The sequence below is a fragment of the Aquitalea sp. FJL05 genome, from assembly GCF_003852595.1.
Taxonomy (GTDB): Bacteria; Pseudomonadota; Gammaproteobacteria; order Burkholderiales; family Chromobacteriaceae; genus Aquitalea; species Aquitalea aquatilis.
Genome location: NZ_QAJS01000018.1, coordinates 62169 through 87935 on the forward strand (window position 1 = coordinate 62169; position 25767 = coordinate 87935).

The 25767-nt window shown below is 62.3% G+C and carries 24 protein-coding genes; 3 read left to right on the top strand and 21 right to left on the bottom strand.

Annotation, left to right across the window (positions count from 1 at the left end; genetic code table 11):
* Positions 1-63: 63 nt before the first annotated feature.
* From gshB to gshA, 3 genes are read right to left on the bottom strand one after another with little or no spacing between them, the layout of a single operon-like run.
* A complete protein-coding gene (gene gshB, locus DBR44_RS16845) occupies positions 64-1020 on the bottom strand; it encodes a glutathione synthase (RefSeq protein WP_124645166.1) in 957 nt (318 codons plus the stop codon).
* Positions 1021-1077: 57 nt separating this feature from the next.
* Positions 1078-2010: a lysozyme inhibitor LprI family protein gene (locus DBR44_RS16850; protein ID WP_124645167.1), complete on the bottom strand. Its 933-nt coding sequence runs from the start codon at positions 2008-2010 to the stop codon at positions 1078-1080.
* Between the two features lie 4 nt (positions 2011-2014).
* A complete protein-coding gene (gene gshA, locus DBR44_RS16855) occupies positions 2015-3298 on the bottom strand; it encodes a glutamate--cysteine ligase (RefSeq protein ID WP_124645168.1) in 1284 nt (427 codons plus the stop codon).
* Between the two features lie 333 nt (positions 3299-3631).
* Between gshA and DBR44_RS16860 the strand changes: the two genes are divergently transcribed.
* A complete protein-coding gene (locus tag DBR44_RS16860) occupies positions 3632-4120 on the top strand; it encodes a TlpA disulfide reductase family protein (protein ID WP_124645169.1) in 489 nt (162 codons plus the stop codon).
* 79 nt (positions 4121-4199) lie between these two features.
* Here DBR44_RS16860 and DBR44_RS16865 read toward each other — a convergent pair whose 3' ends face one another.
* Positions 4200-6221 (bottom strand): NADPH-dependent 2,4-dienoyl-CoA reductase, encoded by a 2022-nt coding sequence (locus DBR44_RS16865; protein ID WP_124645170.1) that lies wholly within the window; start codon positions 6219-6221, stop codon positions 4200-4202.
* A gap of 314 nt (positions 6222-6535) precedes the next feature.
* Between DBR44_RS16865 and DBR44_RS16870 the strand changes: the two genes are divergently transcribed.
* Both DBR44_RS16870 and DBR44_RS16875 read left to right on the top strand, forming a co-directional pair.
* Positions 6536-8047, top strand: coding sequence for an amidase (locus tag DBR44_RS16870; protein ID WP_199731088.1), 1512 nt, complete (start codon positions 6536-6538; stop codon positions 8045-8047).
* Between the two features lie 121 nt (positions 8048-8168).
* A complete protein-coding gene (locus DBR44_RS16875) occupies positions 8169-8537 on the top strand; it encodes a DUF1294 domain-containing protein (RefSeq protein ID WP_124645171.1) in 369 nt (122 codons plus the stop codon).
* Between the two features lie 11 nt (positions 8538-8548).
* Here DBR44_RS16875 and DBR44_RS16880 read toward each other — a convergent pair whose 3' ends face one another.
* From DBR44_RS16880 to DBR44_RS16960, 17 genes are all read right to left on the bottom strand, one after another.
* A complete protein-coding gene (locus tag DBR44_RS16880) occupies positions 8549-9556 on the bottom strand; it encodes an alpha/beta hydrolase (RefSeq protein ID WP_233578631.1) in 1008 nt (335 codons plus the stop codon).
* Between the two features lie 75 nt (positions 9557-9631).
* A complete protein-coding gene (locus DBR44_RS16885) occupies positions 9632-10213 on the bottom strand; it encodes a GNAT family N-acetyltransferase (protein WP_124645172.1) in 582 nt (193 codons plus the stop codon).
* Between the two features lie 244 nt (positions 10214-10457).
* Positions 10458-11339 carry a phosphoribosylaminoimidazolesuccinocarboxamide synthase gene (locus DBR44_RS16890; RefSeq protein ID WP_124645173.1) on the bottom strand — a complete coding sequence of 294 codons (882 nt, stop codon included), beginning with the start codon at positions 11337-11339 and terminating at the stop codon, positions 10458-10460.
* A 108-nt stretch (positions 11340-11447) separates the two neighbouring features.
* A complete protein-coding gene (locus DBR44_RS16895; protein WP_124645174.1) occupies positions 11448-12578 on the bottom strand; it encodes a 5-(carboxyamino)imidazole ribonucleotide synthase in 1131 nt (376 codons plus the stop codon).
* Positions 12579-13067, bottom strand: a complete 489-nt coding sequence (gene purE, locus DBR44_RS16900; RefSeq protein ID WP_103523042.1) for a 5-(carboxyamino)imidazole ribonucleotide mutase — start codon at positions 13065-13067, stop codon at positions 12579-12581.
* A gap of 121 nt (positions 13068-13188) precedes the next feature.
* Positions 13189-14010 carry a CPBP family intramembrane glutamic endopeptidase gene (locus tag DBR44_RS16905; protein WP_124645175.1) on the bottom strand — a complete coding sequence of 274 codons (822 nt, stop codon included), beginning with the start codon at positions 14008-14010 and terminating at the stop codon, positions 13189-13191.
* A 50-nt stretch (positions 14011-14060) separates the two neighbouring features.
* Complete coding sequence (ybgF, locus tag DBR44_RS16910) at positions 14061-14813, bottom strand: tol-pal system protein YbgF (protein WP_124645176.1); 753 nt, start codon at positions 14811-14813, stop codon at positions 14061-14063.
* Between the two features lie 134 nt (positions 14814-14947).
* Entirely contained in the window at positions 14948-15481 is a 534-nt protein-coding gene (pal, locus tag DBR44_RS16915; RefSeq protein ID WP_124645177.1) for a peptidoglycan-associated lipoprotein Pal, read from the bottom strand.
* Positions 15482-15512: 31 nt separating this feature from the next.
* Positions 15513-16778, bottom strand: a complete 1266-nt coding sequence (gene tolB, locus DBR44_RS16920; protein WP_233578634.1) for a Tol-Pal system beta propeller repeat protein TolB — start codon at positions 16776-16778, stop codon at positions 15513-15515.
* Between the two features lie 101 nt (positions 16779-16879).
* Positions 16880-17827, bottom strand: a complete 948-nt coding sequence (locus DBR44_RS16925) for a TonB C-terminal domain-containing protein (RefSeq protein WP_124645179.1) — start codon at positions 17825-17827, stop codon at positions 16880-16882.
* A gap of 3 nt (positions 17828-17830) precedes the next feature.
* The gene (locus tag DBR44_RS16930; RefSeq protein ID WP_124645180.1) at positions 17831-18250 is read right to left on the bottom strand and encodes a biopolymer transporter ExbD; all 420 of its coding nucleotides are present in this window, start codon (positions 18248-18250) and stop codon (positions 17831-17833) included.
* Positions 18251-18390: 140 nt separating this feature from the next.
* Positions 18391-19056 carry a class I SAM-dependent methyltransferase gene (locus DBR44_RS16935; RefSeq protein WP_124645181.1) on the bottom strand — a complete coding sequence of 222 codons (666 nt, stop codon included), beginning with the start codon at positions 19054-19056 and terminating at the stop codon, positions 18391-18393.
* A 123-nt stretch (positions 19057-19179) separates the two neighbouring features.
* Positions 19180-19359, bottom strand: coding sequence for a DUF3460 family protein (locus tag DBR44_RS16940; protein WP_124645182.1), 180 nt, complete (start codon positions 19357-19359; stop codon positions 19180-19182).
* A 106-nt stretch (positions 19360-19465) separates the two neighbouring features.
* Entirely contained in the window at positions 19466-20971 is a 1506-nt protein-coding gene (locus DBR44_RS16945) for a sensor domain-containing diguanylate cyclase (RefSeq protein ID WP_124645183.1), read from the bottom strand.
* Between the two features lie 145 nt (positions 20972-21116).
* Positions 21117-21851: a LytTR family DNA-binding domain-containing protein gene (locus tag DBR44_RS16950; RefSeq protein WP_124645184.1), complete on the bottom strand. Its 735-nt coding sequence runs from the start codon at positions 21849-21851 to the stop codon at positions 21117-21119.
* Positions 21839-23551 (bottom strand): tetratricopeptide repeat-containing response regulator, encoded by a 1713-nt coding sequence (locus DBR44_RS16955; protein WP_124645185.1) that lies wholly within the window; start codon positions 23549-23551, stop codon positions 21839-21841. Before DBR44_RS16955 ends, DBR44_RS16950 begins: the two co-directional genes overlap by 13 nt.
* Before the next feature lie 34 nt (positions 23552-23585).
* On the bottom strand, positions 23586-25739 hold the full coding sequence (locus tag DBR44_RS16960) for a UvrD-helicase domain-containing protein (protein WP_124645186.1): 2154 nt from the start codon (positions 25737-25739) through the stop codon (positions 23586-23588).
* Positions 25740-25767 lie beyond the last annotated feature (28 nt).

Here is a 25767-nt window from a genome sequence, read left to right on the forward strand (position 1 = left end):
AAGCGAGCCAGCCCCTGCCAGCGGCGATGTTGCCGCCGGCAGATGACAGGCTGATGGCAAGGCTTAATGTGCGGTAGCGCGTTCCAGTGCGTCGATGTACAGGCCGGCGACATTGATATCGGTCTGGTCCATGATTTCGCGGAAGCAGGTGGGGCTGGTGACATTCACTTCGGTCAGGTAATTGCCGATGACATCCAGCCCGGCCAGCAGGATGCCGCGCTTTTTCAGCTCCGGGCCGACCGCTTCGGCGATTTCCCGGTCGCGCGCGCTCAGCGGACGGGCTTCGCCACGGCCACCGGCCGCCAGATTGCCCCGGGTCTCACCGGCCGCCGGAATGCGCGCCAGGCAGTAGTCCACCGGTACGCCGTCAATCACCAGCACGCGCTTGTCGCCATCACGGATTTCCGGGATATAGCGCTGCGCCATGATGGTGCGCTTGCCGCGCAGGGTAATGGTTTCCAGAATCACCGACAGATTGGGGTCGTTTGGCGTCACCCGGAAAATGCTGTCGCCACCCATGCTGTCCAGCGGCTTGAGAATCACATCCAGATGCTGGCGGATAAAGGCCTTCAGCCGTGGTGTTTCACCGGTGATCATGGTGGGGGCCGTCAGCTCCGGGAAATTGAGGATGGCCAGCTTTTCGTTGAAGTCACGCAGCGCCTGGCCGCTGGTAAACACCTTGACGCCTTGCGCCTCGGCCAGCGTGAACAGCTGGGAGGCGTACAGGTATTCCATGTCGAAGGGCGGGTCCTTGCGCATCACCACCGCATTGAAAGCGGTCAGCGGCTGGCGGTGTACATCGTCCAGCTTGTACCAGGCCGGATGGTCACCCTTGCGTTCGTCAGTGACAGTCAGACCACGGGCATCCACCAGCAGGCGGCCGCCTTCCACCGACAGCTGGTGCGCCTGGGCATAGCTGATGGCATGGCCGCGTCGCGCCGCCTCTTCCATCATGGCAAAGGTGGTGTCCTTGTAAATCTTGAACTGTTCCAGCGGGTCGGCGATGAACAGGATACGCATAGTGCTCTCCAGGGTTTCGCCAGCACGCACTGGCGGGCCGGCTGACGGCCATCGGATTCATTGATGATAGTAGGCATCCAGCGCATAGCGCCGGGTAGATGTTTTCCAGCGGCCGTTGACCAGGGTTTCGCGAGTCACCCGCACCTGTTTGCCTGCCGGGTCCTGCGCGTCTTCAATCAGCCGCTCCACGGCCTGCAGGCGGTGGCGGGCATCAAACTGGTAGTGGGTGGTTTCGTGGTAACAGCAGCCACTTTTAGCAAAGGTGCTCAGCCGCTTGCGTTTGGCATCCACCTGGAACATGCCCAGCGTTTCGGCGGTCAGCGTCGATAATTCATCGCTCAATACAAACTGCGTGCTGGTGCTGTCGTAGAGATAAACGCTGTAGGTGGGGCCGCCATAGGGGCCGTCATTGCCGTTCTGTACGGCGAAATCGGCATGGCCATCAAAGTTGAAGTCAGCCACATTGATCACGCCCTGCAAATCATACAGCCGCGCCGAATTGACCAGCGGCTTGCCATCGTCGCCATGCGCCATATACACATTGTCCAGCCGCAGCTGCTGCAGCTGGCGCTGGCTGCGCTTGTCGATGATGTTGATCAGCGCCGGGCCTTCCGCCGCCCAGTCGCGTTCGCCCCAGTTGAGCAAGCTGATGTCAAAGCGGTAAGCCGGCGCGGCATTGTCGATGCGCTGGCGGATCAGCGTTGCCCCCTGCAATTGCTCCAGCCGCTGCTGATAACGGCTTTGCAGGCAGGCAACATCGGCCTTGCACTCGGCGCGCGGTCCGGCCAGCCACTGGCGCTGATTGTCCTGCAGCAGGCCTTGCTGATTGTGCTGGCGATAGGCGGCGGCCAATTGCTCGTCCAGCGCCGACAGCGCCGGCTGGCTGCAAATGGCCTGCTCGGTGGCACTTGCCGCCTTGCTGCAATCAAAGCTGGCTGCTGCTGCCAGCATGGGCAACAGCAGTAGCAACAGGCCGCGCAGCTGCTTCATGGCCTCAGTCGCGCTCGGGGTCGGTGTTTTCCAGCTCCAGCGAAGCGGCCAGCAGCGCCAGACGGGCAATCACGCCGTAGGCGTAGAAGCGGTTGGGCGCACAGTCCGGCGAGCCGTGCTTGTCCGGCAGGCAAGGGGTTTCAAACGACAGCGGCACAAACTGCATGCCCGGTGCGTTGAGGTTTTCGTCAATGCCACGGCCGGTATGCACGCGGTAGAAACCACCGGTAACAAAGCGGTCCATCATGTACACCACCGGTTCGGCCACGGCGTCTTCTACCGTTTCGAAGGTGTAGACCCCTTCCTGCACGATGACTTCGGAGACTTCCAGCCCTTCTTTCACCACCGACATCTTGTTGCGCGCCTTGCGATTGAGGCCGATGACTTCTTCCGGGCTCTTCACGCTCATCACGCCCATGCCATAGGTGCCGGCATCGGCCTTGACGATGACAAAGGGGTCGTTCTTGATGCCGTATTCACGGTATTTGGCGGCGATCTTGTCCAGCGTGCTGGCCACGGATTCGGCCAGTGCGTCCTCGCCTTGGCGGGCATGGAAATCCAGCCCGTTACAGTTGACGAAGTAGGGGTTGATCATCCACGGGTCGATGGAAATAAGCTGCGCGAACTGATCGGCCACCTGGTCGTAGGCAGTGAAGTGGTTGCTCTTGCGGCGCACGGCCCAGCCGGCATGCAGCGGCGGCAGCAGGTTCTGCTCCAGATCCTTGAGGATATCGGGGATGCCGCCGGACAGGTCGTTGTTGAGCAGTACCACGCAGGGATTGAAACCGTCGGCCAGCTTCAGGCGGTTGCCCTGGCGCAGGATGGGTTCGAGCTTGACGATGTCGCCGCCGGCGCTGGTCAGCTCGGTGACTTCGGTGATTTCCGGGTTCAGCGTGCCCAGCCGTACCTTGAGGCCGGCCTGCTCGAAAATGTGCACCAGCGTGGCCACATTTTGCAGATAGAAGGTATTACGGGTGTGGTTTTCCGGAATCAGCAAGATGCTGCGCGCTTCCGGACAGACCTTTTCCACGGCGGCCTGCGCCGCCTGGATGGACAAGGGCAGGAAATCCGGATTGAGATTGTTGTGTCCGCCGGGGAACAAATTCATGTCCACCGGGGCCAGCTTGAAACCGCTGTTGCGCAAGTCGACCGAGCCGTAAAACGGTGCGGCGTGGTTATGCCACTGACTGCGGAACCAGTGCTCGATGTGGGGCTGGGCGGTAAGAATGCGACTTTCCAGTTCCAGCAGGGGGCCGGTCAGTGCAGTGGACAGATGTGGGACGGTCATGGGTTCCCCTAGACGGTGGATGACTTGCTGCGAATTGATCTATGGTGGGGGTTGGAGCCAGGGAATTCAAGCCTTCAGGATGAAGGAATGCTTCAGCTCATCCTGTTTGGCATAATGCCACACTGGCCAGCCTGGCTCGGCCGCATCGACCCTGCAGGATGAAGCGCGTATCGTTGCCATGCAAGTACCCTGCCGGCGCAATATACCAGCGGCGACCGGGGCAGCAGACCGCATTTTGCCCGCCAGACATGAAACTTGGCCGCAGGCCGCTGCTCCAAAACCATCCGGGTGAAATTCCCCTTACCACTTGCCACTCATCATGATGGAGGCCACATGAGCCCGACCACCCTGCGCGCCAGCCTGCTGGCCGCCCTGCTCTGCCTGCTGCCACTGAGCACGCTGGCCGCCCCCACGCTGGCGCAAACCCGCTTCACCGACCAGACCGGCAATTCCGTCTCGCTACGTGCTTACCAAGGCAAAGTGGTGCTGGTGAATTTCTGGGCGACCTGGTGCGGCCCCTGTCGCGAAGAAATGCCCATGCTCAATGCCCTGCGCGAACGACTGGCCCCCAAGGGGGTAGAGGTAGTGGGCATTGCGCTGGACAACAAGACCGAAACCTACAACTTCGCCCGCCAGCTGAAAATCAGCTACCCCATCGTACTGGGCGACAGCGATACCCTGAGCCTGCTGCGCACGCTGGGCAACCCGGCCGGTGCCCTGCCCTACAGCATTATCCTGGATCGCAATGGCAAGCAGGTGGGCAGCCTGCTGGGGCGGCTGAACGAGAGGAATCTGGAAGACACGCTGCGCCACTTTCTGTAAGCACACTACATAGCAGCAAGAAAAATCCCCGCAGCAGCTGGCGGGGATTTTTCATGATGAGGACCGGAGCACAGCCTGATCAGATGGCGGCCGCCAGGGTGGCCCCCTGATTGATGGCGCGCTTGGCATCCAGCTCGGCCGCCACATCGGCACCGCCGATCAGGTGCACGGTCTTGCCGGCATCCAGCAAGGGCTGCTGCAGTTCGCGCAGCGGATCTTGCCCGGCGCAAATGATGACGTTATCCACCGGCAGCACCTGCAGCTCGTCCTTGATGCTGACATGCAGGCCGGCATCGTCGATCTTGTGGTAGCTGACGCCGGACAGCATTTTCACCTTTTTCATCTGCAGGCTGGCGCGATGAATCCAGCCGGTGGTCTTGCCCAGGCCATCGCCCACCTTGCTTTGCTTGCGCTGCAAGAGATACACCTCGCGCGGGCTGGCATGTGGTTGCGGGCCTTGCGGGCTGAGGCCGCCAGGCTGTTCCACACTCATATCCACCCCCCACTCGCGCATGAAGGCGGCCACGTCCAGCGAAGTCGACTGCCCCTCGTGAGTGAGGAATTCCGCAGCATCAAAACCGATGCCACCCGCACCGATGATGGCCACGCGCTTACCCACCGGCTTGCCGTGCTTGAGCACGTCCAGATAATTCAGCACCTTGGGGTGGTCGATGCCGTCGATCTGCGGCAGGCGCGGTGCGATGCCGGTGGCCAGCACCACTTCATCGAAGTCTTTCAGCATGGCAGCATCAGCACGGGTGTTCAGCCGCAGCGTGACGCCGGTGGTGTCGATGCGCCGCGCGAAGTAACGCAGGGTTTCGAAAAACTCTTCCTTGCCAGGAATCTTCTTCGCCACATTGAACTGGCCGCCAATCTCGCTGGCGGAATCGAACAGCGTGACCAGATGGCCGCGCTCGGCAGCAATGGTGGCAAATGCCAGCCCGGCCGGGCCGGCCCCGACTACCGCCAGCTTCTTGGCCTGGGTCACCGGGGTGTAGTTGAGTTCGGTTTCGCGGCAGGCACGCGGATTCACCAGACAGCTGGTGAGCTTGCCCTGGAAGATATGGTCCAGACAGGCCTGATTACAGCCAATACAGGTATTGATTTCAGCGGCTTTGCCGGCAGCCGCCTTGTTGACGAAATCCGGGTCGGCCAGGAAGGGGCGCGCCATCGACACCATGTCGGCACAGCCGCTGGCGAGGATGTCTTCGGCCACTTCCGGAGTATTGATGCGATTGGTGGTGATCAGCGGAATGTTCACCTTGCCCATCAGCTTTTTGGTGACCCAGGCAAAGCCGCCACGCGGCACCATGGTGGCGATGGTGGGGACACGGGCTTCGTGCCAGCCGATACCGGTATTGATGATGGTGGCACCGGCGCGCTCGATCTCTTGCGCCAGTTGCACCACCTCGTCCCAGCTGCTGCCGTCCTGCACCAGGTCCAGCATGGACAGGCGATAGATGATGATGAAATCGCTGCCCACCGCGGCGCGTACCGCCTTGACGGTTTCAATGGCAAAGCGGATGCGGTTGGCAAAGCTGCCACCCCAGTCATCGGTACGCTTGTTGGTGGCACGGGCGATGAACTGGTTGATCAGATAGCCTTCCGAGCCCATCACCTCCACGCCGTCATAGCCGGCCTGCTGCGCCAGGCCGGCACAACGGGCGAAGTCGGCAATGGTCTGCCACACCTCGGCATCAGACAGCTCGCGCGGACGGTAGAAATTGATGGGCGCGATCAATGGCGAGGCCGACACGCATTTTTCCTGAAAGCTGTAGCGGCCGGAGTGCAGAATCTGCAGCGCAATCTTGCCGCCCGCCGCATGCACGGCGTCAGTCACCTTGCGGTGGTCCGGCACATGTTGCTCATCGGCCAGCATGGAGGCCCCCTCGGCCACACAGCCCTCGGCATTCGGCCCCACGCCGCCAGTCACGATCAGGCCGACGCCGCCACGGGCGCGCTCGGCATAAAAAGCCGCCATCTTGTCGAAGCCACCAGGCGCTTCTTCCAGCCCGGTGTGCATGGAGCCCATCAAGACGCGGTTTTTCAGCGTGGTAAAGCCCAGATCCAGCGGGGAGAGCAAATGCGGATAAGCAGTCATGTTTCGTCCTCGTCGACGTGGCGAGCAGGCGCTCGCCCTGATTATGGTTCAGCAGCCGGTCATTAGCCGGCATGGCATGGATTATTGTCGCTCGACAATACTTACTAGTAAGTAAGCTGTCAATTAACACGCAAGTACGCGTGTCGCAGCGCCGACCGCAAGGTCAGTCATCCATGACTGTTATACCCATGGTCTTGGCGGCACCATGCAACTGTTGGCTGTTTCTTGCATGGCAGCGGTTCAGCCTCTAGCACCATGCACTTAGCTACCGGCACGCCCAGAGCATTGCGCCTGCCCTCTCCCGGAGAAGTCCCATGCCAGACAAGCTAGCTGCCTCCGCCCTGCTGGACATGAGCAGGCTGACCGCCACCACCGCCCTGCAACAGCTACAGGATGGCCGCTTGACCACTTCGGCGCTGGTCGATGCCTGCCAGCAGCGCATTGACCAGTACAACCCCATGCTCAATGCGCTGATTACCCTCAACCGGGAGCCGGCACGCCAAGCAGCATCTGCCATGGATACGTACCGGGAGCGGGGTATGCGCTTGCCGCCGCTGCAGGGGCTGCCGGTCAGCATCAAGGATAGCTTCTGTACCCGTGATCTGCGCACCACCGCCAGTTTCCGGCCCTTGCAACACTATCAGCCCACGGCAGATGCCACCGTGGTAGCTCGATTGCGTGCTGCCGGTGCCATTCTGATGGGCAAAAGCAATCTGCCCGAACTGGCTGGAGCACCGCATTGCTGGAGCCCGCTATTCGGCCTCACACACAATCCGTGGGACTTGGCGCGGACACCCGGCGGCAGCTCCGGCGGGGCGGCTGCTGCCATTGCCGCCGGCTTTTCTCTGCTGGAAATCGGCAGTGATCTTGCCGGCTCCATCCGTATCCCTGCCGCTTACTGCGGCATTGCCGGGCTCAAAGCAAGCGAGGGCCGCATCCCTCGCACCGGACATATTCCTCACCTGCCGGCTCATCTGGGCAAAACCGGCCGCAGTGTGTGGCACATGCTGTCGATGGGAGTACTGGCGCGCAGCGTGGCCGACTTGCAGTTGGGCTATCGCCTGATTGCTGGTCCAGATGGCATGGATTCGACTGTTATTCCATTTACCCCGGCCGCGCTAACGCCAGACATCGCGCCGCCGACAGGACTCAGCCTTGCACTGTGGGATGATTTCGCCACGCCGTGCAGCCCGGCGATTGAGGCTGGGTTACATGCGGTGGAAACAAGGCTCCGGTCTGCCGGCCTGCACGTGGTGCGTTGCGCGCCAGCCGACTTCGATCTCCATACCGCTTGGGAAACATTCGGCCTATTGGCCGGCAGTGAGGTCGGCCTTGGCCTGCCCGGTTGGCAAGCCAAGCTGGGCAGCTGGCTACGACATGTCCTGCCAACCAGACATGCGATTTCCCACAGTCTCAGCAGGGGACTGGCGCTGGATCTGCACCTCTACAACCAGGCGCTGAACCAGCGCGAGCAACTGATCAGCGCGCTGGAAAACTTCCTGGATCAGTGGGATGCCGTGCTCTGCCCAGTAGCGCCGGTCCAGCCCTATCCCGGTCAGGCCATGCCACCGCACCGGCCTCCACCCAGAGTCAGGGTTGGCAGCAGCATGCTGCCTTATCTGGAAGCAACGCTGTCCATGACGGTTCCGTTCTCGGTCACCGGCAACCCGGTCGTGGTGCTGCCCAGCGGCTGCATCGATAGCCTGCCCTTCGGCGTGCAACTGATAGGCAAGCGCTGGCAAGACGATGCCTTGCTGCATGTCGCAGCCCAGTTGGAAAAAGTATTGGGTGGCTTTGTTGCACCACCCTGGTTATCTGCATCATGAGCCCTACCCTGCATGGTGCTCACCATCAGCAGCGCAGGCTGCTGGTCCAGCAGTAGGCGATGCTCCCTGCTTGGCGTGCGCTGGCAGGCTGCTTACACTGTGTTTTTTGCTCGGAAGCACCATGTCCCTACCCCGCCCACTCGCCAATCTGCTTGCCCTGCCGCCCTTGCTGGCGGCCGGTAGCTTTGCACTCACCCACAGTCTGTTCTGGCCGCTGCTGTTTTACCTCGGCATGAGTGTGCTGACCTTTGCCGTGTATGGCTGGGACAAGCGCCAGGCTATTCACCATGGTCGCCGCACGCCGGAAAAACTATTGCATTGGCTGGAGCTGCTGGGCGGCTGGCCGGGTGGTTTGCTGGGGCAACACTGGCTGCAGCACAAGTCGAGCAAGCGCAGCTACCAGCTGACATTCTGGCTGATCGTGCTGCTGCACTGGCTGGCCTGGGGCGGCTGGATAGCCTGGCTGTGGCATGTCGCCCACCCCGTCTGAAACCAGCTGCGTTAGCGCTTGATCACCCGGTCCAGCCACACCTGCATATTCTGTACGACCTCGGCGCGATTGCTCTCGTTGAGCATTTCGTGACGACCGCCCGGATAGACGTGGCTGTGGATGTCGATCAGCCCGGCATCGCGGTAACGGATTTCCAGCTGCCCCAGCGCCAGCCGGCCATGGCTGACCGGATCGCGGCTACCGGCCAGCAGATACACCGGACAATGCCGTGGCAAGCGCCCTGCGGCGGCGGCCTCTCCTTGCTCCAGCGCGATGATGCCGCCGAACAGGTCTACCCATAAGCCGGGAGTGGGATCAAAGCCGCACAGCGGATCAGCAATATAGGCATCCACCTGCGCACGATCGCGTGACAGCCAGTCCATGCTGGTGCGTGCGGGAATAAAAGCCAGATTGAAGCTGCCAAACACCAGCCTTGCCATGAAACGGCTGGGTGCATTCATGCCGCCCAAGCGTCCTGCCAGCCTGGCCACGGCACGCAGCACACGTGCCAGCGGGCGCTGGCGATAGCCGGTGGCGGACAACAGCAAGCCCGACAATTTGTCACCGTACTGCAGGAAATAACTGCGCGCGATAAAGGACCCCATGCTGTGGCCGAACAGCAGCAAGGGCTGGTCCGGATGCTGCGCCGCTGCGTGCCGGCGCACGCATTCCACATCGCCTACCACCTTGTCCCAGCCATGCTCGGCGGCAAACCAGCCCTGATGGGCGGCATGCGGGCCATGGCCGCGATGGTCATGGGCGTAGACCGCAATGCCTTGTGCCGCCAGTAGCTGTGCCACCGGCTGATAACGGGCGGCATATTCGCTCATGCCGTGGGCGATCAGCAGCACGGCGCGTAGCGCCTGCCCGGTGGGTGGCAGCCAGCGGCAGCCATGAATGCGGTGGCCATCGGCCGCCAGCAGATCGAAATGCTCCATGTTTTCCTCGCAGAAATAAGGCGTCTGGCTTGCCGGCGCGGTATAGCCGGGTGCCAGACTGCCGGGGTGTGGGGACTGCACCGCCGCCGCGCCCCATTGGCGGCATCAGTTAGCAGAAAACATGATTTTGCCGTGGCTGGCAACCGCCATGCGGTTTCAGGCCAGCATCTGTTGCGGATCGAAACCGGAATGGGTGAGCGAGGTGAGCACATGGTCGCGCCACTGGCCGTTGATATACAGGTAATCGCGCGCCAGCCCTTCTTCGACAAAGCCCAGTCGCTGCAATAATGCGGCGCTGCGGGCATTGGCCGGCTGGTAATTGGCCTGCAGGCGGTGCAGACGCAAGTCGGCAAAGGCAAAGCGGATGACTTCCGTTACCGCCTCATGCATCAGCCCCTGCCCTTGCAGGGTGTGGTCGATGCCATAGCCCAGGTGGGCGGCCTGAAACACACCGCGCACGATATTGCTGAGGCTGACCGTGCCAACGATCTGCTGTGGCTGCTCCGGCTGGGTCAGCAAAAAACGCGCTCCCCGGCCCTGCTCCCAGCTGAGCGCCTGCTGGCGCAGCTGCATGGTCCAGTACAGCTCGGTAAAGAACATGTCGCCGGGCTTGGGGTCCCAGGCGGCAAAGTGCTGGCGGTTGCGCACTTGATAATCCAGCATGGCACGCGCCAGGCCGATGTGCGCGGGCAGCAGCTGCAGGCGGGACGTGGCAAGAACTGGCTGGATGGTGGTCATGGCGGCGTCTGGCAAGGGAGGATGGCCTGTGAGTGTAAGCGCAGGCCATGAGTGACTCAAGCAGCATGCCAGACGTAACAACGCCCGGACAGGCCGGGCGTTTGCTCTAGCGATGATTCGGTGGATCACTTAAAGCGGCTAACAAAATAGCGCAGCGCCCCTGGGGCAAGGCGCGCCGACGCAGACAGTACACAAGGTACGGCAAGGTGGCGCAACGCCGCAGCAGGGTTTTTGTTAGCGGCTCTTAGTTGCCGGTCAGCCGTTCCAGCGCCTCGCGATACTTGGCCGCGGTCTTCTCGCGCACATCCAGCGGTACGGCCGGGGCCGGAGCCTGCTTGTTCCAGCCGGAAGCTTCCAGCCAGTCGCGCACGAACTGCTTGTCAAAGGACGGCGGATTGCTGCCGGCGGCATAGCTGTCGGCCGGCCAGAAGCGGCTGGAGTCCGGCGTCAGCGCTTCATCCATCAGCACCAGGGTGCCGTCTTCATCCAGACCAAACTCGAACTTGGTATCGCAGATGATGATGCCGCGCTTGGCCGCGAATTCGGCTGCGGTCTTGTACAGCAGGATGGCGGTGGCACTGACCTTGGCGGCCAGTTCGGCACCGACGATCTCCACGCACTGCTCGTAGCTGATGTTTTCGTCGTGATCGCCCACTGCCGCCTTGGTGGACGGGGTGAAGATGGGCTCGGGCAACTGGCTGGATTCCTGCAGACCGGCCGGCAGGGCGATGCCGCACACAGTGCCGGACTTCTGGTATTCCTTCCAGCCGGAGCCAGCCAGATAGCCGCGCACCACGGCTTCGATCGGCACAGCCTTCAGGCGCTTGGCCACCACGGCGCGGCCTTCCACTTGCGGCAGGTCTTCCGCGGATACCATGTCTTCCGGCTTGTCGCCAGTCAGGTGGTTGGGCACCACGTCCTTCAGGGTTTCAAACCAGAAATTGGAAATGGCGGTCAGAATCTGGCCCTTGGCCGGGATGGGATCATCCAGAATCACGTCAAAGGCGGACAGACGATCGGTGGCGATCATCAGCATGCGCTTGTCGTCGATCTCGTACAGATCGCGTACCTTGCCGGAGTAGATTTTCTTCAGGCTTTTCAGATTGGTGGTATTGAGTCCGGTCATGACACGTCCTTGCTTGCGAGCTGGGCCATCAGGCCATCGTGGGGCCATCGGCGATATTGAAAACTTGGCGGCACCGCTGGCAGCCATGCCAACAGTGCCGATTGCTGCTTACAGCGTATCCTTCAGCGCTTCAGCCTGTTCCAGCGCCTCGTCGGCAGTGGCGGCCATCACGTTGAAATGGCCCATCTTGCGGCCTGGGCGTGCCTGCTTCTTGCCGTACAGGTGCAGCTGGGCGTTGGGGGCTTCGGCCAGCACGTCCCAGTTGGGTTCGCGGCCGTCTTCCTTCCACACATCGCCCAGCAGGTTCACCATCACCACCGGGCTGAGCAGGTCGGTGCGGCCGGGCAGCAGGCCGCACATGGCACGCACTTGCTGCTGGAACTGGTCGGTGAGGCAGGCGGTCAGGGTGTAATGGCCGGAATTATGCGGGCGCGGGGCGATTTCATTCACCACCAGGCTGTCATCGGCCAGCACAAAGAATTCCACGGCCAGCACGCCAACGTAGTCTAGCGCTTCGGCCAGACTTTGCGCCATCTGCTGGGCCGATGCGGCCAGCGCCGGGGCAATGCGCGCCGGCACGATGGACACATCCAGAATGCCGTTTTCGTGGCTGTTTTCCGCCACCGGAAACACGGCGATCTGCGCGGTGCTGACGCGGGTGACAATGGCCGAGACTTCCAGCTTCAGCTCCAGCATCTTTTCCAGCACACAGGCCTGACCACCCAGATTGGCATAGGCGGCACGGGCTTCTTCTGCCGTGCTGACCCGTACCTGACCCTTGCCGTCGTAACCCAGACGGGCGGTTTTCAGGATGCCGGGCAGATAGGGCGCCAGCTCGACCTGGATGTCTTCGACGCTTTCGATGGCCAGATAAGGCGCAGTCGGCAGACCGGCCTTGTTGATCCACGATTTTTCGACGATGCGGTCCTGGGCGATGGCCACACAGTCGCCCGAGGGCGACACGCGGGTGGTACGGGCCAGTTCGCGCATGGCGTCGGCGTTGACGTTTTCGAATTCGGTGGTGACCGCGGCACAGGTCTGCGCCAGGGTCTTGAGTGCAGCAGCATCATTGAAGGGCGCACACAGGTGTACATCAGCAAACTGGGCAGCCGGCGCGTTGGCGTCCGGGTCCAGCACCGTTACCCGGTAGCCCATGGTCTTGGCGGCCACGGCGAACATGCGGCCCAGCTGGCCACCGCCGAGGATGCCCAGCATGGACGGCGGCAGGATGGCAGCCATTTACTCGACCTCCGGCAGCGACATCGCCAGCACGGTTTCTTCCTGGCGCTTGCGGAAGGCAATCAGCTTTTCCGCCAGTTCCGGCACGGCATTGGCCAGCATGGCCACGGCAAACAGCGCGGCATTGGCAGCACCCGCTTCACCGATGGCGAAGGTGGCCACCGGGATGCCCTTGGGCATTTGCACGATGGACAGCAGCGAATCCTCGCCACGCAGGTATTTGGACGGCACCGGCACGCCCAGCACCGGCAGGTGGGTCTTGGCCGCCAGCATGCCCGGCAGGTGGGCAGCACCGCCAGCACCGGCGATGATGGCTTTCAGACCGCGCGCGGCAGCGGTTTCGGCGTAGTTGAACAGCAGGTCCGGGGTACGGTGGGCGGAGACGACGCGGGTTTCAAAAGCAACGCCGAAGTCCTTCAGTACGCGAGCGGCGTTCTGCATGACTTCCCAGTCGCTGTTGCTACCCATCACGATGCCAACTTCAATCATGGCGGTGCAGCTCAGGGAGGAATAAAGACGTGATTTTACCTGAGAGCAGGGGTGGGCCGGAATGGTTTTTTATTTTGATATCAAGACATTTATCGCACTGTGCTGATTTGCCACCCACCCCTCAGCCCGGCCGTGGATAGGTGAACAACAACAGGTGGGCGGTATTGAAGGCCAGATGGGCCAGTGCAGCCAGCGCCACCTGGCGGGTGGCGGCATAGATCAGGCCATAGCCCAGCCCGGCCAGCGTGGCCAGCCCCACCCAGCCCCAGCCACCGGCCACATGTGCGGCACCAAACAGCAGCGAGGCGGCAATCAGCGCCGGCAGTGGTTCTACCCGGTTTTCCAGCCAGCGCTGCAGCCCGTGGCGAAACAGCGCTTCTTCCGGCAGGGCGGTAAGAAAGAAATTGGCAAACAGCCAGGGCAGCAGCCAGACCGGCAGCTTGGGCGCATAGGCAATCATGCCGCTTTCCTGCGCCAGCCCCAGTACCAGCAGCAGCAACAATGCACCCACGGCGGCGACGGTACTGCCCCAGGCCCGGCCATGGTGCGGCGCACCGTGCAGGCCCAGCAACAGCAGCCAGCCGGCCACGCCCTTGTCGAAACTCCAGAACAGCCGGTACACCTCGCTATTGGGTGTCACCCTGCCCTGCCACAGCAAGGGATTATCAAAGCCGGGCAAGGCATGCAGCGCCAGGGCCAGCAATAGGGCAATCCACAGCACCCGCAATTCGGCGCGGGGTCGTCGATAAACCGCATAGCTGAGCCCGCCGGCCAGCAGCACCGCCAACAAGCCCAGAGGCTGCAGCAGGCCGCTGCAGACGGCCAGTACAATGGCCGCCACACCGGCAAGCAGCGAGGAGCGCGGCAAGCTGAGGCTTTGCAGCAGCAAGGCCGTGGCCAGCAGGCCAAAGCTGGCCAGCTCAAGGGGGGCAGGTAGCATCATGGGATGAGCAGCCGCCCAGCCAGCGCAAAGCGCGGCCGGGCGGTAAGGGCTTACATTTTGGCGAGTTGCTCGCGCGCCTTCTGCGCGGCGGAGCTAGATGGATAGAGTTTGATCAGCCGCTTGAGCGTGGTCTTGGCGCTGTCGGCCTGTCCCAGGTCACGCTGGCAGTTGGCCACATTGCGCAGCGCATCCGGTGCCTTGGGATTGTCGGGAAACTGCTCGGCAAAGCGGCGGTGTATCTCGATGGCGGCATCGTACTGGCGCTGTGCGGTATGTGCCACACCCAGCCAGTACAAGGCATCCACCGCCTGCGGTGTGTTCGGGTTCTGCTGCACATACAGGCTGAGCGCGCTCGTGGCCTTGGGGAAGTCGCGGGCGCGTAGCAGGTTCAGTGCCTTGTCGTAATCGGGGCTGGTCTGGGTATCGGCTGCAGCGGCACTCGTGGCGGCGGGCTGGCTGGCAGCCTGCTGGGCTGCGGCCTCCTTGCCGGCGCTCTCCAGATGGGACAGCCGGCCATCCAGATCGTTATACAGATCGTTCTGCCGCTTCTGCGTGGTTTGCAGATTGTAATTGGCCACTTCCACTTCACCGCGCAGCTTGGCGACTTCTGCCTTGAGGCTGTCTACCTGATTGACCATTTCCAGCAGCTTCTCGTTGGACAGCTTGCTTTCCACTTCGGACAATCTGGCGCTGGCCTGGCGATTGACCTGATCGATCTGGTTGCGGGTTGCTTCGATGTCGCTGGTGGTGGCGCAGGCTGACAGGGTCAGCAGCAGCGCCGCGCTGAGGGCAAGCCGTTTCATGGGGCAGTTCTCGGTCCGTTGAATACAGGTTGGCCGAACATCATAGCAGCCCGCGGATGTCCATGGACTGATGTTCGGCCTGTTGCATGCGTGCCGGCGGCGGGCCGCCATGCGGGCAGCCCGTATCGCCCGCTTTACTCGCCGTTGTACAGAATGTCGGCGCGGCGGTTTTCGGCGAAGTCAGCTTCGGTATTGCCGGTTGCCTTCGGCTTTTCCTTGCCCAGGCTGACTGCTTCCAGCTGGCTGTCCTTCACGCCCAGCACTTCCAGCGAGCGCTTCACGCCCTCGGCACGGCGCTGACCCAGGCCCAGATTGTATTCACGGCTGCCCCGCGAGTCGGTATTGCCCTGAATGATCACCTTGCGGTCGGCATGATCCTTCAGGTAGCCGGCATGGGCTTCCACGGTGGGCTTGTCGCTGCTCTTCACGGTGGACGAGTCAAAGTCGAAATACACGCTGCGCTTGGCCAGCGGGCTGTTCGGATCGTGCAGCGGATCGCCCTGCACCGACTTCATGTCGCTGCTGCCGGTATCCACCGGGGCGGTGGTCTGGCTGCTGCTGGCAGCGCCATTATTGCTTGCCGGTGCCACGGGGGCCGGCTTGGTGCTGGCGCAGGCGGCCAGCAGGGTGACGGTGGCGGTGCCGAGTACGAGTTGCTTCCAGTTCATGCCTTCACTCCTTGGATTTGAATGCATTACATCATTGCGGATTATTGAAAGGGCCCCATGACGGGTCCTGCACTTCGCCATTGATTACTGCCAGTTTCACCTTGCTGCTGCCATCCAGCGTGGTGGCGTACAACACACTCTTGCCGCCGGCATCGCTGGCATACAGCACCATGCGGCCATTGGGGGCGAAACTGGGGCGTTCGTTAAAACCATTGTCCGACAGCGCACGCACATCGCCGGTGGCCAGATCCTGCGCCATCACGCGGAAGCGGCCGGCCTCGCGCCGGATAAAGGTCAGCGTGCGGCCATCCGGTGAAACACGCGGCGAAACGTTGTAGCTACCCTGCCAAGTAACGCGCTGGGCGGCCCCACCGCTGACAGCCATGCGATAAATTTGCGGCCCGCCGGTGCGGTCGGACACAAAGTAGATCTGGCTGCCATCCGGGGTAAACGCCGGCTCGGTATCAATCGCATCGCTATAGCTGAGGCGGCGCGGTGCACCGCCCAGGGTATTCACCAGATAAATCTGCGAGTTGCCGGTGGTGGTCAGCACCACTGCCAGCTTGCTGCCATCCGGGCTCCAGGCCGGGGCGGAATTGCTGCCCTTGAAATTGGCCACGGCGCGGCGCTGACCGGTGGCCAGATCCTGCACCCACACCACCGGCTTCTTGCTTTCAAACGAAACATAAGCCAGATAACGGCCATCCGGACTCCAGCTGGGCGAGATGATCGGCTCTTTCGAGCGCAGAATGGTTTGCGCCCGGTTGCTGTCCACATCGGTGATCAGCCCCACCTGCAACATATAGTTGCGGCCGTTTTTCAGCACATACACCACCCGGGTATTGAAAATGCCCTTCTGCCCGGTAATGGCCTGATAAATCATGTCGGCGATGGTATGCGCTACTTCGCGGCCACGGTCTGGCGTCACGGTGAACTCGCCGGAAGTCAGCTGCTTTTTCTGCGCCACATCCAGCAAGCGGAAGCTGATCTTCACCTGTCCGCCGGCCACTGCCTCGACCTTGCCGATGGCGATGGACTGCGCGCCAGCACCTTGCCACAGCGGGTAACGGACATCCGCCGGCTCCACCGGCACATTGGCAACGGCCGCGCCATCCACCATGCGAAACGCGCCGGACAGCTCCAGATCGCTGCGGATGATGGGTGTCAGCGCTTCGCGCAGGCGTGTGGTTTCATCCTTGAACGGCACCACGGCGATGGCGTGCTTGCTGGCGCCGCCGCCGACGATTTCGATGGTCATTTCAGCGCGGGCGCCGGTGCTGGCCAGCAAGGCAAACATTAGCAATGCCTTAAACAGAGTACGGATGCGCGGCATGAGTTCCCTCTTGATACGAAATTTCGTGAATAAGCAGTGATTCTTCGGCCATTACCCGCCCCACGCTAGGAGCGGGGGCGGAATTCCATCTTGAACTGGCGATAGCCATCGTTGAAATTGGCCCCGGCCGGCAGGCTGGGGAAGGTACGCGCCTCCCAGATGGCACGCTGCACTGCCTCGTCATAGGCATTGTTGCCACTGCGGCTGATCAGCTGCACCTTGCTCACTTCCAGCGTGGGCAGCAAGGTAACCAGCAGTACGACTTTGGGATTGCCGGACACATCCGGCGGAATCTGCACCAGCGGCGTCACCTTGGCCTTGACCTTGTCGATCCAGCCGCCTTTGGCTGCGGCCGAACCATTGATAGAGCCACCGGCCATGCCATTGGCGCTACCAGCCTGCGTGCTGCGAGCATTGGCCTTGTGGCCGGTATTCGGGCTGTCCAGCGTAGCCAGCGCGTCATCGACTTCGTTGCTATAGGTTTTCGACTGCTTGCTGCCCTTGCCCGCTTGCTCTGGCGGCGGGGTTTTGGCCGCTTTCTTGTCGGCGACAGCCGGTGTGGCCGGCTTGCTCACCGGTTTTTCTGCTGGCTTATCCTGCTTTTTCGGCGGCTCCGGCTTTTTCTCCGTTTCCACTTTCTTTACCAGTTCCGGCTTGGCTTTTTCCGGCAACAGCTTTTGCACCGGCGCAGGCTTGCTGACATGCTCTGCTGGTGGTTTTACTTGGTGCGGCGGCTTGGGTTCGGGCTTTTTCTTCGCCCCCAGATTGACCTCGGCCGGTGGTTCCGGCGGCGGGGTCAGCACGGGGGGCGCAGGCGCAGCTTTCACGGCGGGCACCGGCTCGGCCACTGCGGGCGGCGGCGGCGCGCTACTCCACAATTCCAGCGCCAGCGGCACTTCCTTGACCGGCTGCTGGCTGTTCAAGCCGGCCCATAGCAGCAGGCCACCCACCAGGGCGTGGAACAGCAGCGAGGCCAGTAATGAGCCGGAGAGGGAGGAGTCGGAGCGCTTCATGCCTTACTGATGATTCTGCTGCTTGACGGTGAGGGCCACGCGCTTGATGCCGGCCTTGTGCAAGGCATCGGCCACCGCCACGACTTCGGAATACTTGAGGTCTTTGTCGGCAGAGATGGCCACCGGGCGGTCGGCACCTGCCAATTGGGCGGCTACCTGCTTCGCCAGCGCATCTGGATCGTCGGCATTGGCAGCAATGCTCTTGTCACCATCCTTGATATGCACCTTATTGCCCATCTCCACGACCACCTCCAGTGGCGGCTGATCCAGTGCGGCGGCCTGCGATACGCTGGGCACCTGGATTACCCCTGGCGTGAACATGGGCGCAGTCACCATGAAGATGACCAGCAACACCAGCATGACGTCGATATACGGCACCACGTTCATCTGGTTCATTTGGCGGCGGGGGCGGCGATTCAGCATGGGGGTCCGGACGAAAGTTCAGTTTGCCATCATAGCACCGCACCCGAATGGGCCGGATGACAAACATCTTGCTTAACAAAAAAGGGGTCTGACCCGCCGCTGACCAGGAAAGTTCGCCACCAGCACGACCCGGGCGCGGCTTATAGCCGGGTGCACAGCGTCAGGCCGTCGCCTATCGGCAGCACGCAATGGCGGATGCGCGCATCCTGTTGCAGCCGGGCATTGAAATCGTGCATCAGTTGCACACCGGGCGGATCTTGCGGCCGTGGCGACACCACACGGCCGGACAAAAAGATATTGTCGATGGCGATGACCCCACCGGGACGCACCAGCTGCAGGCAGGTCTCGTAATAGTCCTGGTAGGACGGTTTGTCGGCATCGATGAATACCAGGTCGAACTGACCGGCCCGGCCCTCTGCCAGCAGTTGTTGCAGCGTCAGCAGTGCCGGCTGCAATACCAGCCGGATGCGCGACTCCACCCCGGCCTTGCGCCAGTATTCGCGCGCGATGGCGGTGAACTCCTCGCTGACATCACAGGCCACGGCCTCGCCATCGGCCGGCATGGCCAGCATGGCAGACAGCGTGCTGTACCCGGTGAACACGCCGATTTCCAGGTAGCGGCGCACGCCCGTCAGCTGTACCAGCCAGCCCATGAACTGCCCCTGTTCCGGGGCGATCTGCATCTTGGCCATGCGGTGGCCGGCGGTAAATTCGCGCAGTTCGCGCATCACCGGATGCTCGGTCAGGCCAATGGCCATCAGGTAATCATGCAGTGGGCCGTCCAGCGGCACGGTACGACTGGTCATGGGTGTTCTCGGCAAAATGACAAAACGCCCACTCGGGTTGCCAGTCCGGCACGGAGGCCGTGAGCGGGGCTGGCAGCGGGGGGCGTTCAGGGTGGACCCGGCATGGGCCGGGCCGGAAACTGCTTATTCGGGCTGGTAGACGTACGGCTTTTGCGCCACGCTCGATTCCTTCCAGCGGCGCTGATCGTCCAGGCTCACCTTGCGGTCCCACAGGGTAAGGCGCAGCTCGCGACGCTGCTGGTCTACTTCCGGATTCTTGTCCAGAAATTCGCTCATGAATTTGGTGAAGTCGGACTGGTACATGGTTTTCCCCTGTCGTTGATCGGCGGATTTTAATCGATACGCCGGACAGAGGCCATGGGATTGCCGGATATTTGCCGGGCCGGCGGCACAAACACCACAGCGCCGCTCAGCGGCGGGTGATCTCCGGCTGCTTGTCGCCGTACATCTTGCGGTCGGCCACATCCAGCAATTCCTCGATCAGCATGCCGTCTTCGGGATAGTAGGCAATGCCGATGCTCACCCCCAGCTGGATGCTGTGGCCATCCACCTCGTACGGCTGCTGGATGGCATGCTTGAGCCGCTCCAGAACCCGGTCGGCCTCGCGATTGGACTCGACATCTTCCATCAGCAGGACGAATTCGTCGCCACCCAGGCGGGCCACGGTGTCCTCGCTGCGCATGATGGCCAGGATGCGGGCTGCGATGAGCTGCAACACCTTGTCACCGGTCGCGTGGCCATAGCTGTCATTGACCGGCTTGAAGCGGTCCATGTCCAGAAACAGCACCGCCAGCCGCTTGCCACTGCGGTTCTGCCGCGAAATGGCGTGTTGCAGCCGGTCGTAAAACAGGTTGCGATTGGCCAGACCGGTCAGGCGGTCGTGATTGGCCAGATAGAACAGGTGGTTTTCGCGCCGTTGCTGCTTGGACAGCAAGCCGCGGTAAAAGCGTAGGCCGACCGCCAGCAGCAAGAACAGCAGCAGGGACTGGCAGAAAATCACGCTCAGTTCGAAACCACTGAGCAGGAACCAGCCCAGCTGCCAGTCCAGCCGCAAGTTCAGTACTTGTGCCTCACTGCCCAGCGCCCGTTCCAGCTGCAGCCGCGGAAAGCCCAGTGTGCTGAGCCAGCCATTCTGCTGGCCGGGGATCTGGACATAGGCAGCCGCAGCCGACGGCTGACCGCGCTGGCGGATACTCAGCTTCATGCCTGCCGGCAGCGTGGTGTCGGCCGGACGCAGGTAGTCGGAGCGCAGCACCAGCGCGACAAATTGTTCCGGCAGCCGGCCTTGCAACAGCAGGGCGCTGGCATTGAGCGGCTGCAGCAGCACATGACCGCGATAGCCTTCGCGCAGCAGGAAGGGGGCTGACATGGTGGTGCGACCGGTGCGCAGCGCGTGCTGCAAGGTCTGTTGCAGTTGCGGATCACGTGCGATGTCGGCACCCAGCAGCGGGCGTACTGCCTGGGTCAGCGGCTGGATGGACTCAATCGGGTAGTAGTCGGGGTGCGCCGGCAAGGGATAGAGCACAGCCAGGCTGCCGGCGGCATAGGCATGCAGGCGGAAATCGCCACCCCAGCGCTCGGCCATCTGCGTGCTCCAGACCGGTAATTGCTGCTGGGTGACCCGGCGGATGCGCTCCAGCGAGACCAGCTGCGGGTAACGTTCGGCCATCTGCCGGGCAAAGATCTGCTCCTGCGCGTCATGCTGATGGTCCAGCATGGCAAAGGCCGCATAGCTGTCGAGAATGGTGTCGTTGATCTGCAGCTTTTGCGTCAGTTGCTCGGACAGGCGAGTGGCCAGCAGATCGAATTCCTGCTCGGCGCTCAGCACTGCCCGGCTGAGGAAGGCCATGGCTATCAAGGCGCTCAACACGAACCAGAGCAGGGTACAAGCCAGAGTGGCCAGTTTGATCCGCATGGGCAGCTGCTGGTGGGATAAAAACGGTGATTCTATAGAAAGCGCCGCGGTCTGAGCGGAGCAAACCGCAGCAAAACGGCTGGCTAAGTAATTTCACCTAACCTAAATCGCCGCAAATGGCAAGGGATTGCGGCAACTGTCTAAACTAGCTGCTTATCTGGCGCAAGCTGGCGCGGATGGCCGGCAGCTGGCGGCGGCTGACCGCCAGTGGCTGGGCAATGCCGCGCAAGCGCACCGCCCATAGTTCTTCGTCGGCATTGCCGGTGCGCAGCAGCTCCTGCAGCGCATGGCGCATCACCAGACAATTGCGGTGGATGCGCAATACGCTGTCGCCCAGCCGCTGCTCCAGCGCCACCAGCGAATCATCCAGCAAGTATTCCTCATCGACGGTGACCAGGCTGACGTACTTCTGCTCGGCCTTGAGATAGCGTACCGCGCTGAAGGGGATGTTGAGCAGCCGGTCGCGATGGCGCACGCTGAAATGGGCCTCGATGGCAGGCTTGCCGCCACAGCGGCGTGCGGCCTTGTCCAGCGCCTGGCGCAGGCGCTCCAGCCTGACCGGTTTGAGCAGGTAATCGGCAGCATCCAGCTCGAAGGCATCGACCGCATAGTGCTCGTGCGCGGTGGTGAAGATCAGTTGCGGCGGCAGCGGATGCTGGCGCAGGCGGCGAGCCAGTTCCACGCCACTGATGCCGGGCATGGAGATGTCCAGCAGCAGCACATCGGCAGCATGTCGCTCCAGCCAGTCGCTGGCGGCCATGGCATCACCCAGCGCGGCCACGGCAGCCGCACCACACTGGGCCACCAGCGCCACCATGCGCTCACGCGCCAGTGGCTCATCGTCCACCACCAGCACGCGCAGCCGCTCTACAGCACCCATTGCGGCTTGCCCAGTTTTTCCACCAGTTGCCGCCAGGCGCGGAGGATTTTCTGAAACTTGTTATTGGCCGGTGCCAGCGTGCGCACCTGCACCAGCATGTCGTAAGCACGGCGCATATGGCTTTCATGCCAGCCATTGCCATGCACATAGGCCATGGTGGCGTTGGCCAGGTTAAGCATGACCTGCACATTGTGCGGCATTTCCTCGTGCGCCTTGACGAAGCGCTCGATGGCCTGGTCGAAGCGGCCGGCCTGGGCTTCGCGTACCGCCTGGTTATTCAGCTCCAGCACGGACTGCACATTGTCGGCAATCAGCTGGCGGCCCATTTCACCCAGCCCCATTTCATCGAACAGGCCACCGATGGTGGACAGCAGCTCTTCGTTGTCGTGGTTGTTGCGCACCAGGTCGCGCATGGCGGCATTGCCACTGTCCTGCTTGCCCTGGGCAAAACAGGCGCGGGCGAATTCCATTTGCGCATCGGCCGGCAGGTTTTCGCTCAGCTTCTGGTAGCCGGCTTCCGCCTCGGCCAGTAGCGTGCGCGCCTTGTCGCGATTGCCCAGCTTGCCTTGCAACTGGCTGTCGATGACGGTGCACATCCATTCGCCGGTTTCGTTGTAGCGGTAGTCACGGCGCAGATTGCCCAGGGTACGGGCGGCGGTGCCGGTTTCGCCACGCGCCATCTGCACCCGCGCCAGCATGGCGTAGTGGGTGGGGCTGCGATGCCAGGTGTACTTGGCGATATTGAGGGTTTCTTCGCTGGCGGCTTCGGCGGTTTCCAGATCCTTGTTCAGCAGCGCCACCTCGGCCAGCTGCTTTTGCCGGCGCAATACCACCGGCGACAGCGTGGTGGCCTTTTCCAGCGTGCTTTGCGCGCCGGGCAGGTTGTGATGGATGCGATGCAGCTTGGCCAGCCAGTCGTAGGCTTCCATCACCCTTTCGTTGTCGGTGAGTACTTCTTCGAACAGCAGGCGCGCTTCGTCGTAGGACTTCAGCCCGGTCAGCGACTTGGCCAGCCCCAGCTTGGCCCAGGCCAGCGGCTTGAGGCGCAGCACTTCCATATACAGATTGCGGGCGGTGTCGAAGTCGCCGATTTTTTGCGCCAGCGAGCCTTTGAGCTTCATGAAGTCGAGGGTGAACTCGCCGCGCTGGCTGATCTTGCGGCTACAGGCATCAATGGCGGCCAGGTATTCGTGGCGCATGATGGCTTCGTCCACCACGCGAAAAGCCTCGCGCCGGCGCATGGCTTTTTCCAGCCGCTGGCTGAGCACTTCGCCGGTGAAGGGCTTGAGCAGGTAGTCGTCCGGGGCCAGCTCGGCTGCGGAAATCACCCGCTGCGAGCGGCGCTCGCCAGTGACGATCATGAACACGCAGGACTGCTTGATCAGGTTGCGTTCCTTTACCTCTTCAAACAGGTAGAGGCCATCGTAACCATTGCCCAGGTCGTAGTCGCACAGCACCACGTCGAATTCGAACTTGGCCATCTTGGCCAGCGCATCACCGGCCTTGCTGGCGTATTCGACCTTGTCGGCACCAAACGAGGCCAGCGTCATGGCCAGCGCGCGCTGCATCTCCGGCAGGCTGTCGATGATCAGGAACAGGCGGCTGCCGTACGGGTCCTCGTAGGACTTGCGTGCCGGTTCGGCGCCACCCTGCCCTGCGGTCAGGCTCTGGTAGGTGGTGGAAGGGTGCTTGTCACTCATGGCGTCATCATCGGCCAACCCGGATGGAATGTCATTATTCGGCGGTCAGCTTGGCATAACGCAAATCCAGCCACTTCAGCCCGTGCTCGGCAAAATTGATCTGCAGCCGCAGATCACTGCCGCTGCCCTCGGCATTGATCACCACACCGGAACCGAACTTGGCATGGCCCACGCTCTGGCCAATGCGGAAACCCTGCAGCTGGGCGGCCGGCACCGCCGGCGCGGCCACTTCGTCCAGCCAGGGTGCGCGGCGATGCGTGTTTTGCGGCACAGGTTTTACTGTAGCAGACAGCACGCGTACCAGTTCGGGCGGAATTTCTTCGACAAAGCGCGAACGGACCGGATAGCGGCTCTGGCCATGCAGCATGCGGCTCTGGGCGCAGGACAGATACAGCCGCTTGCGGGCGCGGGTTACCGCCACATACATCAGCCGGCGTTCCTCTTCCAGGCCCTTGCTGTCGTTCATGCTGTTTTCGTGCGGGAACAGGCCTTCTTCCAGACCGGAAACAAACACGGCATCAAACTCCAGGCCCTTGGCCGCATGCACGGTCATCAGTTGCAGCGCATCCTCACCCGCTTCGGCCTGATGCTCGCCGGCTTCCAGGCTGGCAGCGCTGAGGAATTCGACAATGGCCTGCTCGGCCGCATCCGGGAAGAAACCGGCGGCGGCATTGATCAGCTCGTCCAGGTTGGCCAGCCGCTCCTCGCCCTCTTTCTTGTCTTGCTCGTACATGGCGCGCAGGCCGGAATGATCGATGATCAGGCTGACGGTTTCCGCCAGCGTCATGCCCTCGGCCTTGCTGCGCAAGGCTTCGATCAACAGCACGAACTCGCCCAGTTTGGCGGCGGTACGGCCACCGCCGGCTGCGCAGCAGGCCTGCCACAGGGTGACGCCCTGCTCACGGCTGACCGCCTGCAGGTTTTCCACCGTGCGGGCGCCGATGCCACGGGCCGGTACATTGATGACGCGCAGCAGGGCGTTGTCGTCGTCCGGATTGCTGACCAGACGCAAATAGGCCAGCGCGTGCTTCACTTCCAGCCGCTCGAAAAAGCGCAGGCCGCCATAGATGCGGTAGGCCAGCTGGGCGTTCACCAGCACATGCTCCAGCACCCGCGACTGGGCATTGGAGCGGTAGAGGATGGCCATGTCGGACAGATTCATGCCTTCGCGCTGCAGGCTCTTTACCTCGTCGATGATGAACTGGGCTTCGTCGCCATCGGAATAGGCTTCGTACAGGCGGATCTGCTCGCCCTCGCCGGCATCGGTCCACAGGTTCTTGCCCAGCCGGCCGTCATTGCGCTCGATCAGGGCATTGGCGGCCGTCAGGATGGTGCCGACCGAGCGGTAGTTCTGCTCCAGCCGCACCGGCTCCGCCACCTGGAAGTCGGACAGCAGCGCACGCATATTGCCCACTTCCGCGCCACGGAAGGCATAGATGGACTGGTCGTCATCGCCCACGGCAAACAGCACGTTGTGCTCGCCGGACAAAAGCTTGAGCCAGGCGTATTGCAGGCGGTTGGTATCCTGGAATTCGTCCACCAGGATATGGCGGAAACGGCCCTGGTAATGGGCGCGCAAGGCCGCATTGGCCTGCAACAGCTCGTAGCTGCGCAATAGCAGCTCGGCAAAATCCACCACGCCTTCGCGGCGGCACTGCGCGTCGTACGTGGCATATAGCTCGTGCAGCTTGGCCTCATACGGCGTCAGCGGCGGTGGCAGGCGCTCGGCACGCACGCCGGCTTCCTTGCTGCCATTGATAAAGCTCTGCACCGCACGCGGCGGGTATTTTTCGTCCGACAGCTCCATGCTTTTCAGCAGGCGTTTGATGGCAGCCTGCTGGTCGGCCGAGTCGAGAATCTGGAAAGTCTGCGGCAGGCCGGCATCGCGGTAATGCGCGCGCAGAAAGCGATTGCACAGGCCATGAAAGGTGCCAATCCACATGGTGCGTACATTCACCGGCACCATGGCCCCCAGCCGGGTATGCATTTCGCGCGCCGCCTTGTTGGTAAAGGTGACGGCCAGCACCCCGGCCGGATTCACCTGCCCGGTGGCAATCAGCCAGGCGATGCGGGTAGTCAGCACCCGGGTTTTGCCACTGCCGGCCCCGGCCAGCACCAGCGCACTCTTGGCAGGCCAGGTGACGGCACGCAGTTGTTCGTTGTTCAGTCCGGCTAACAGCTCACTCATGGCAGGCGTTTCTTCAAGGCGTGATGGA

Excerpts from the sequence above, each read along its gene's own strand:
- DBR44_RS16930 (WP_124645180.1), bottom strand. The coding sequence starts at position 18,250 with ATGCTGAATCGCCGCCCCCGCCGCCAAATGAACCAGATGAACGTGGTG.
- pal (WP_124645177.1), bottom strand. The coding sequence starts at position 15,481 with ATGAACTGGAAGCAACTCGTACTCGGCACCGCCACCGTCACCCTGCTG.
- DBR44_RS16955 (WP_124645185.1), bottom strand. The coding sequence starts at position 23,551 with ATGAGTGACAAGCACCCTTCCACCACCTACCAGAGCCTGACCGCAGGG.
- ybgF (WP_124645176.1), bottom strand. The coding sequence starts at position 14,813 with ATGAAACGGCTTGCCCTCAGCGCGGCGCTGCTGCTGACCCTGTCAGCC.
- gshB (WP_124645166.1), bottom strand. The coding sequence starts at position 1,020 with ATGCGTATCCTGTTCATCGCCGACCCGCTGGAACAGTTCAAGATTTAC.
- DBR44_RS16925 (WP_124645179.1), bottom strand. The coding sequence starts at position 17,827 with ATGAAGCGCTCCGACTCCTCCCTCTCCGGCTCATTACTGGCCTCGCTG.
- DBR44_RS16875 (WP_124645171.1), top strand. The coding sequence starts at position 8,169 with ATGTCCCTACCCCGCCCACTCGCCAATCTGCTTGCCCTGCCGCCCTTG.
- DBR44_RS16865 (WP_124645170.1), bottom strand. The coding sequence starts at position 6,221 with ATGACTGCTTATCCGCATTTGCTCTCCCCGCTGGATCTGGGCTTTACC.
- DBR44_RS16950 (WP_124645184.1), bottom strand. The coding sequence starts at position 21,851 with ATGGGTGCTGTAGAGCGGCTGCGCGTGCTGGTGGTGGACGATGAGCCA.
- tolB (WP_233578634.1), bottom strand. The coding sequence starts at position 16,778 with ATGTTTGCCTTGCTGGCCAGCACCGGCGCCCGCGCTGAAATGACCATC.
- gshA (WP_124645168.1), bottom strand. The coding sequence starts at position 3,298 with ATGACCGTCCCACATCTGTCCACTGCACTGACCGGCCCCCTGCTGGAA.
- DBR44_RS16860 (WP_124645169.1), top strand. The coding sequence starts at position 3,632 with ATGAGCCCGACCACCCTGCGCGCCAGCCTGCTGGCCGCCCTGCTCTGC.
- DBR44_RS16935 (WP_124645181.1), bottom strand. The coding sequence starts at position 19,056 with ATGACCAGTCGTACCGTGCCGCTGGACGGCCCACTGCATGATTACCTG.
- DBR44_RS16885 (WP_124645172.1), bottom strand. The coding sequence starts at position 10,213 with ATGACCACCATCCAGCCAGTTCTTGCCACGTCCCGCCTGCAGCTGCTG.
- DBR44_RS16905 (WP_124645175.1), bottom strand. The coding sequence starts at position 14,010 with ATGATGCTACCTGCCCCCCTTGAGCTGGCCAGCTTTGGCCTGCTGGCC.
- DBR44_RS16960 (WP_124645186.1), bottom strand. The coding sequence starts at position 25,739 with ATGAGTGAGCTGTTAGCCGGACTGAACAACGAACAACTGCGTGCCGTC.
- DBR44_RS16870 (WP_199731088.1), top strand. The coding sequence starts at position 6,536 with ATGCCAGACAAGCTAGCTGCCTCCGCCCTGCTGGACATGAGCAGGCTG.
- DBR44_RS16940 (WP_124645182.1), bottom strand. The coding sequence starts at position 19,359 with ATGTACCAGTCCGACTTCACCAAATTCATGAGCGAATTTCTGGACAAG.
- DBR44_RS16895 (WP_124645174.1), bottom strand. The coding sequence starts at position 12,578 with ATGGCTGCCATCCTGCCGCCGTCCATGCTGGGCATCCTCGGCGGTGGC.
- DBR44_RS16850 (WP_124645167.1), bottom strand. The coding sequence starts at position 2,010 with ATGAAGCAGCTGCGCGGCCTGTTGCTACTGCTGTTGCCCATGCTGGCA.
- DBR44_RS16890 (WP_124645173.1), bottom strand. The coding sequence starts at position 11,339 with ATGACCGGACTCAATACCACCAATCTGAAAAGCCTGAAGAAAATCTAC.
- DBR44_RS16945 (WP_124645183.1), bottom strand. The coding sequence starts at position 20,971 with ATGCGGATCAAACTGGCCACTCTGGCTTGTACCCTGCTCTGGTTCGTG.
- purE (WP_103523042.1), bottom strand. The coding sequence starts at position 13,067 with ATGATTGAAGTTGGCATCGTGATGGGTAGCAACAGCGACTGGGAAGTC.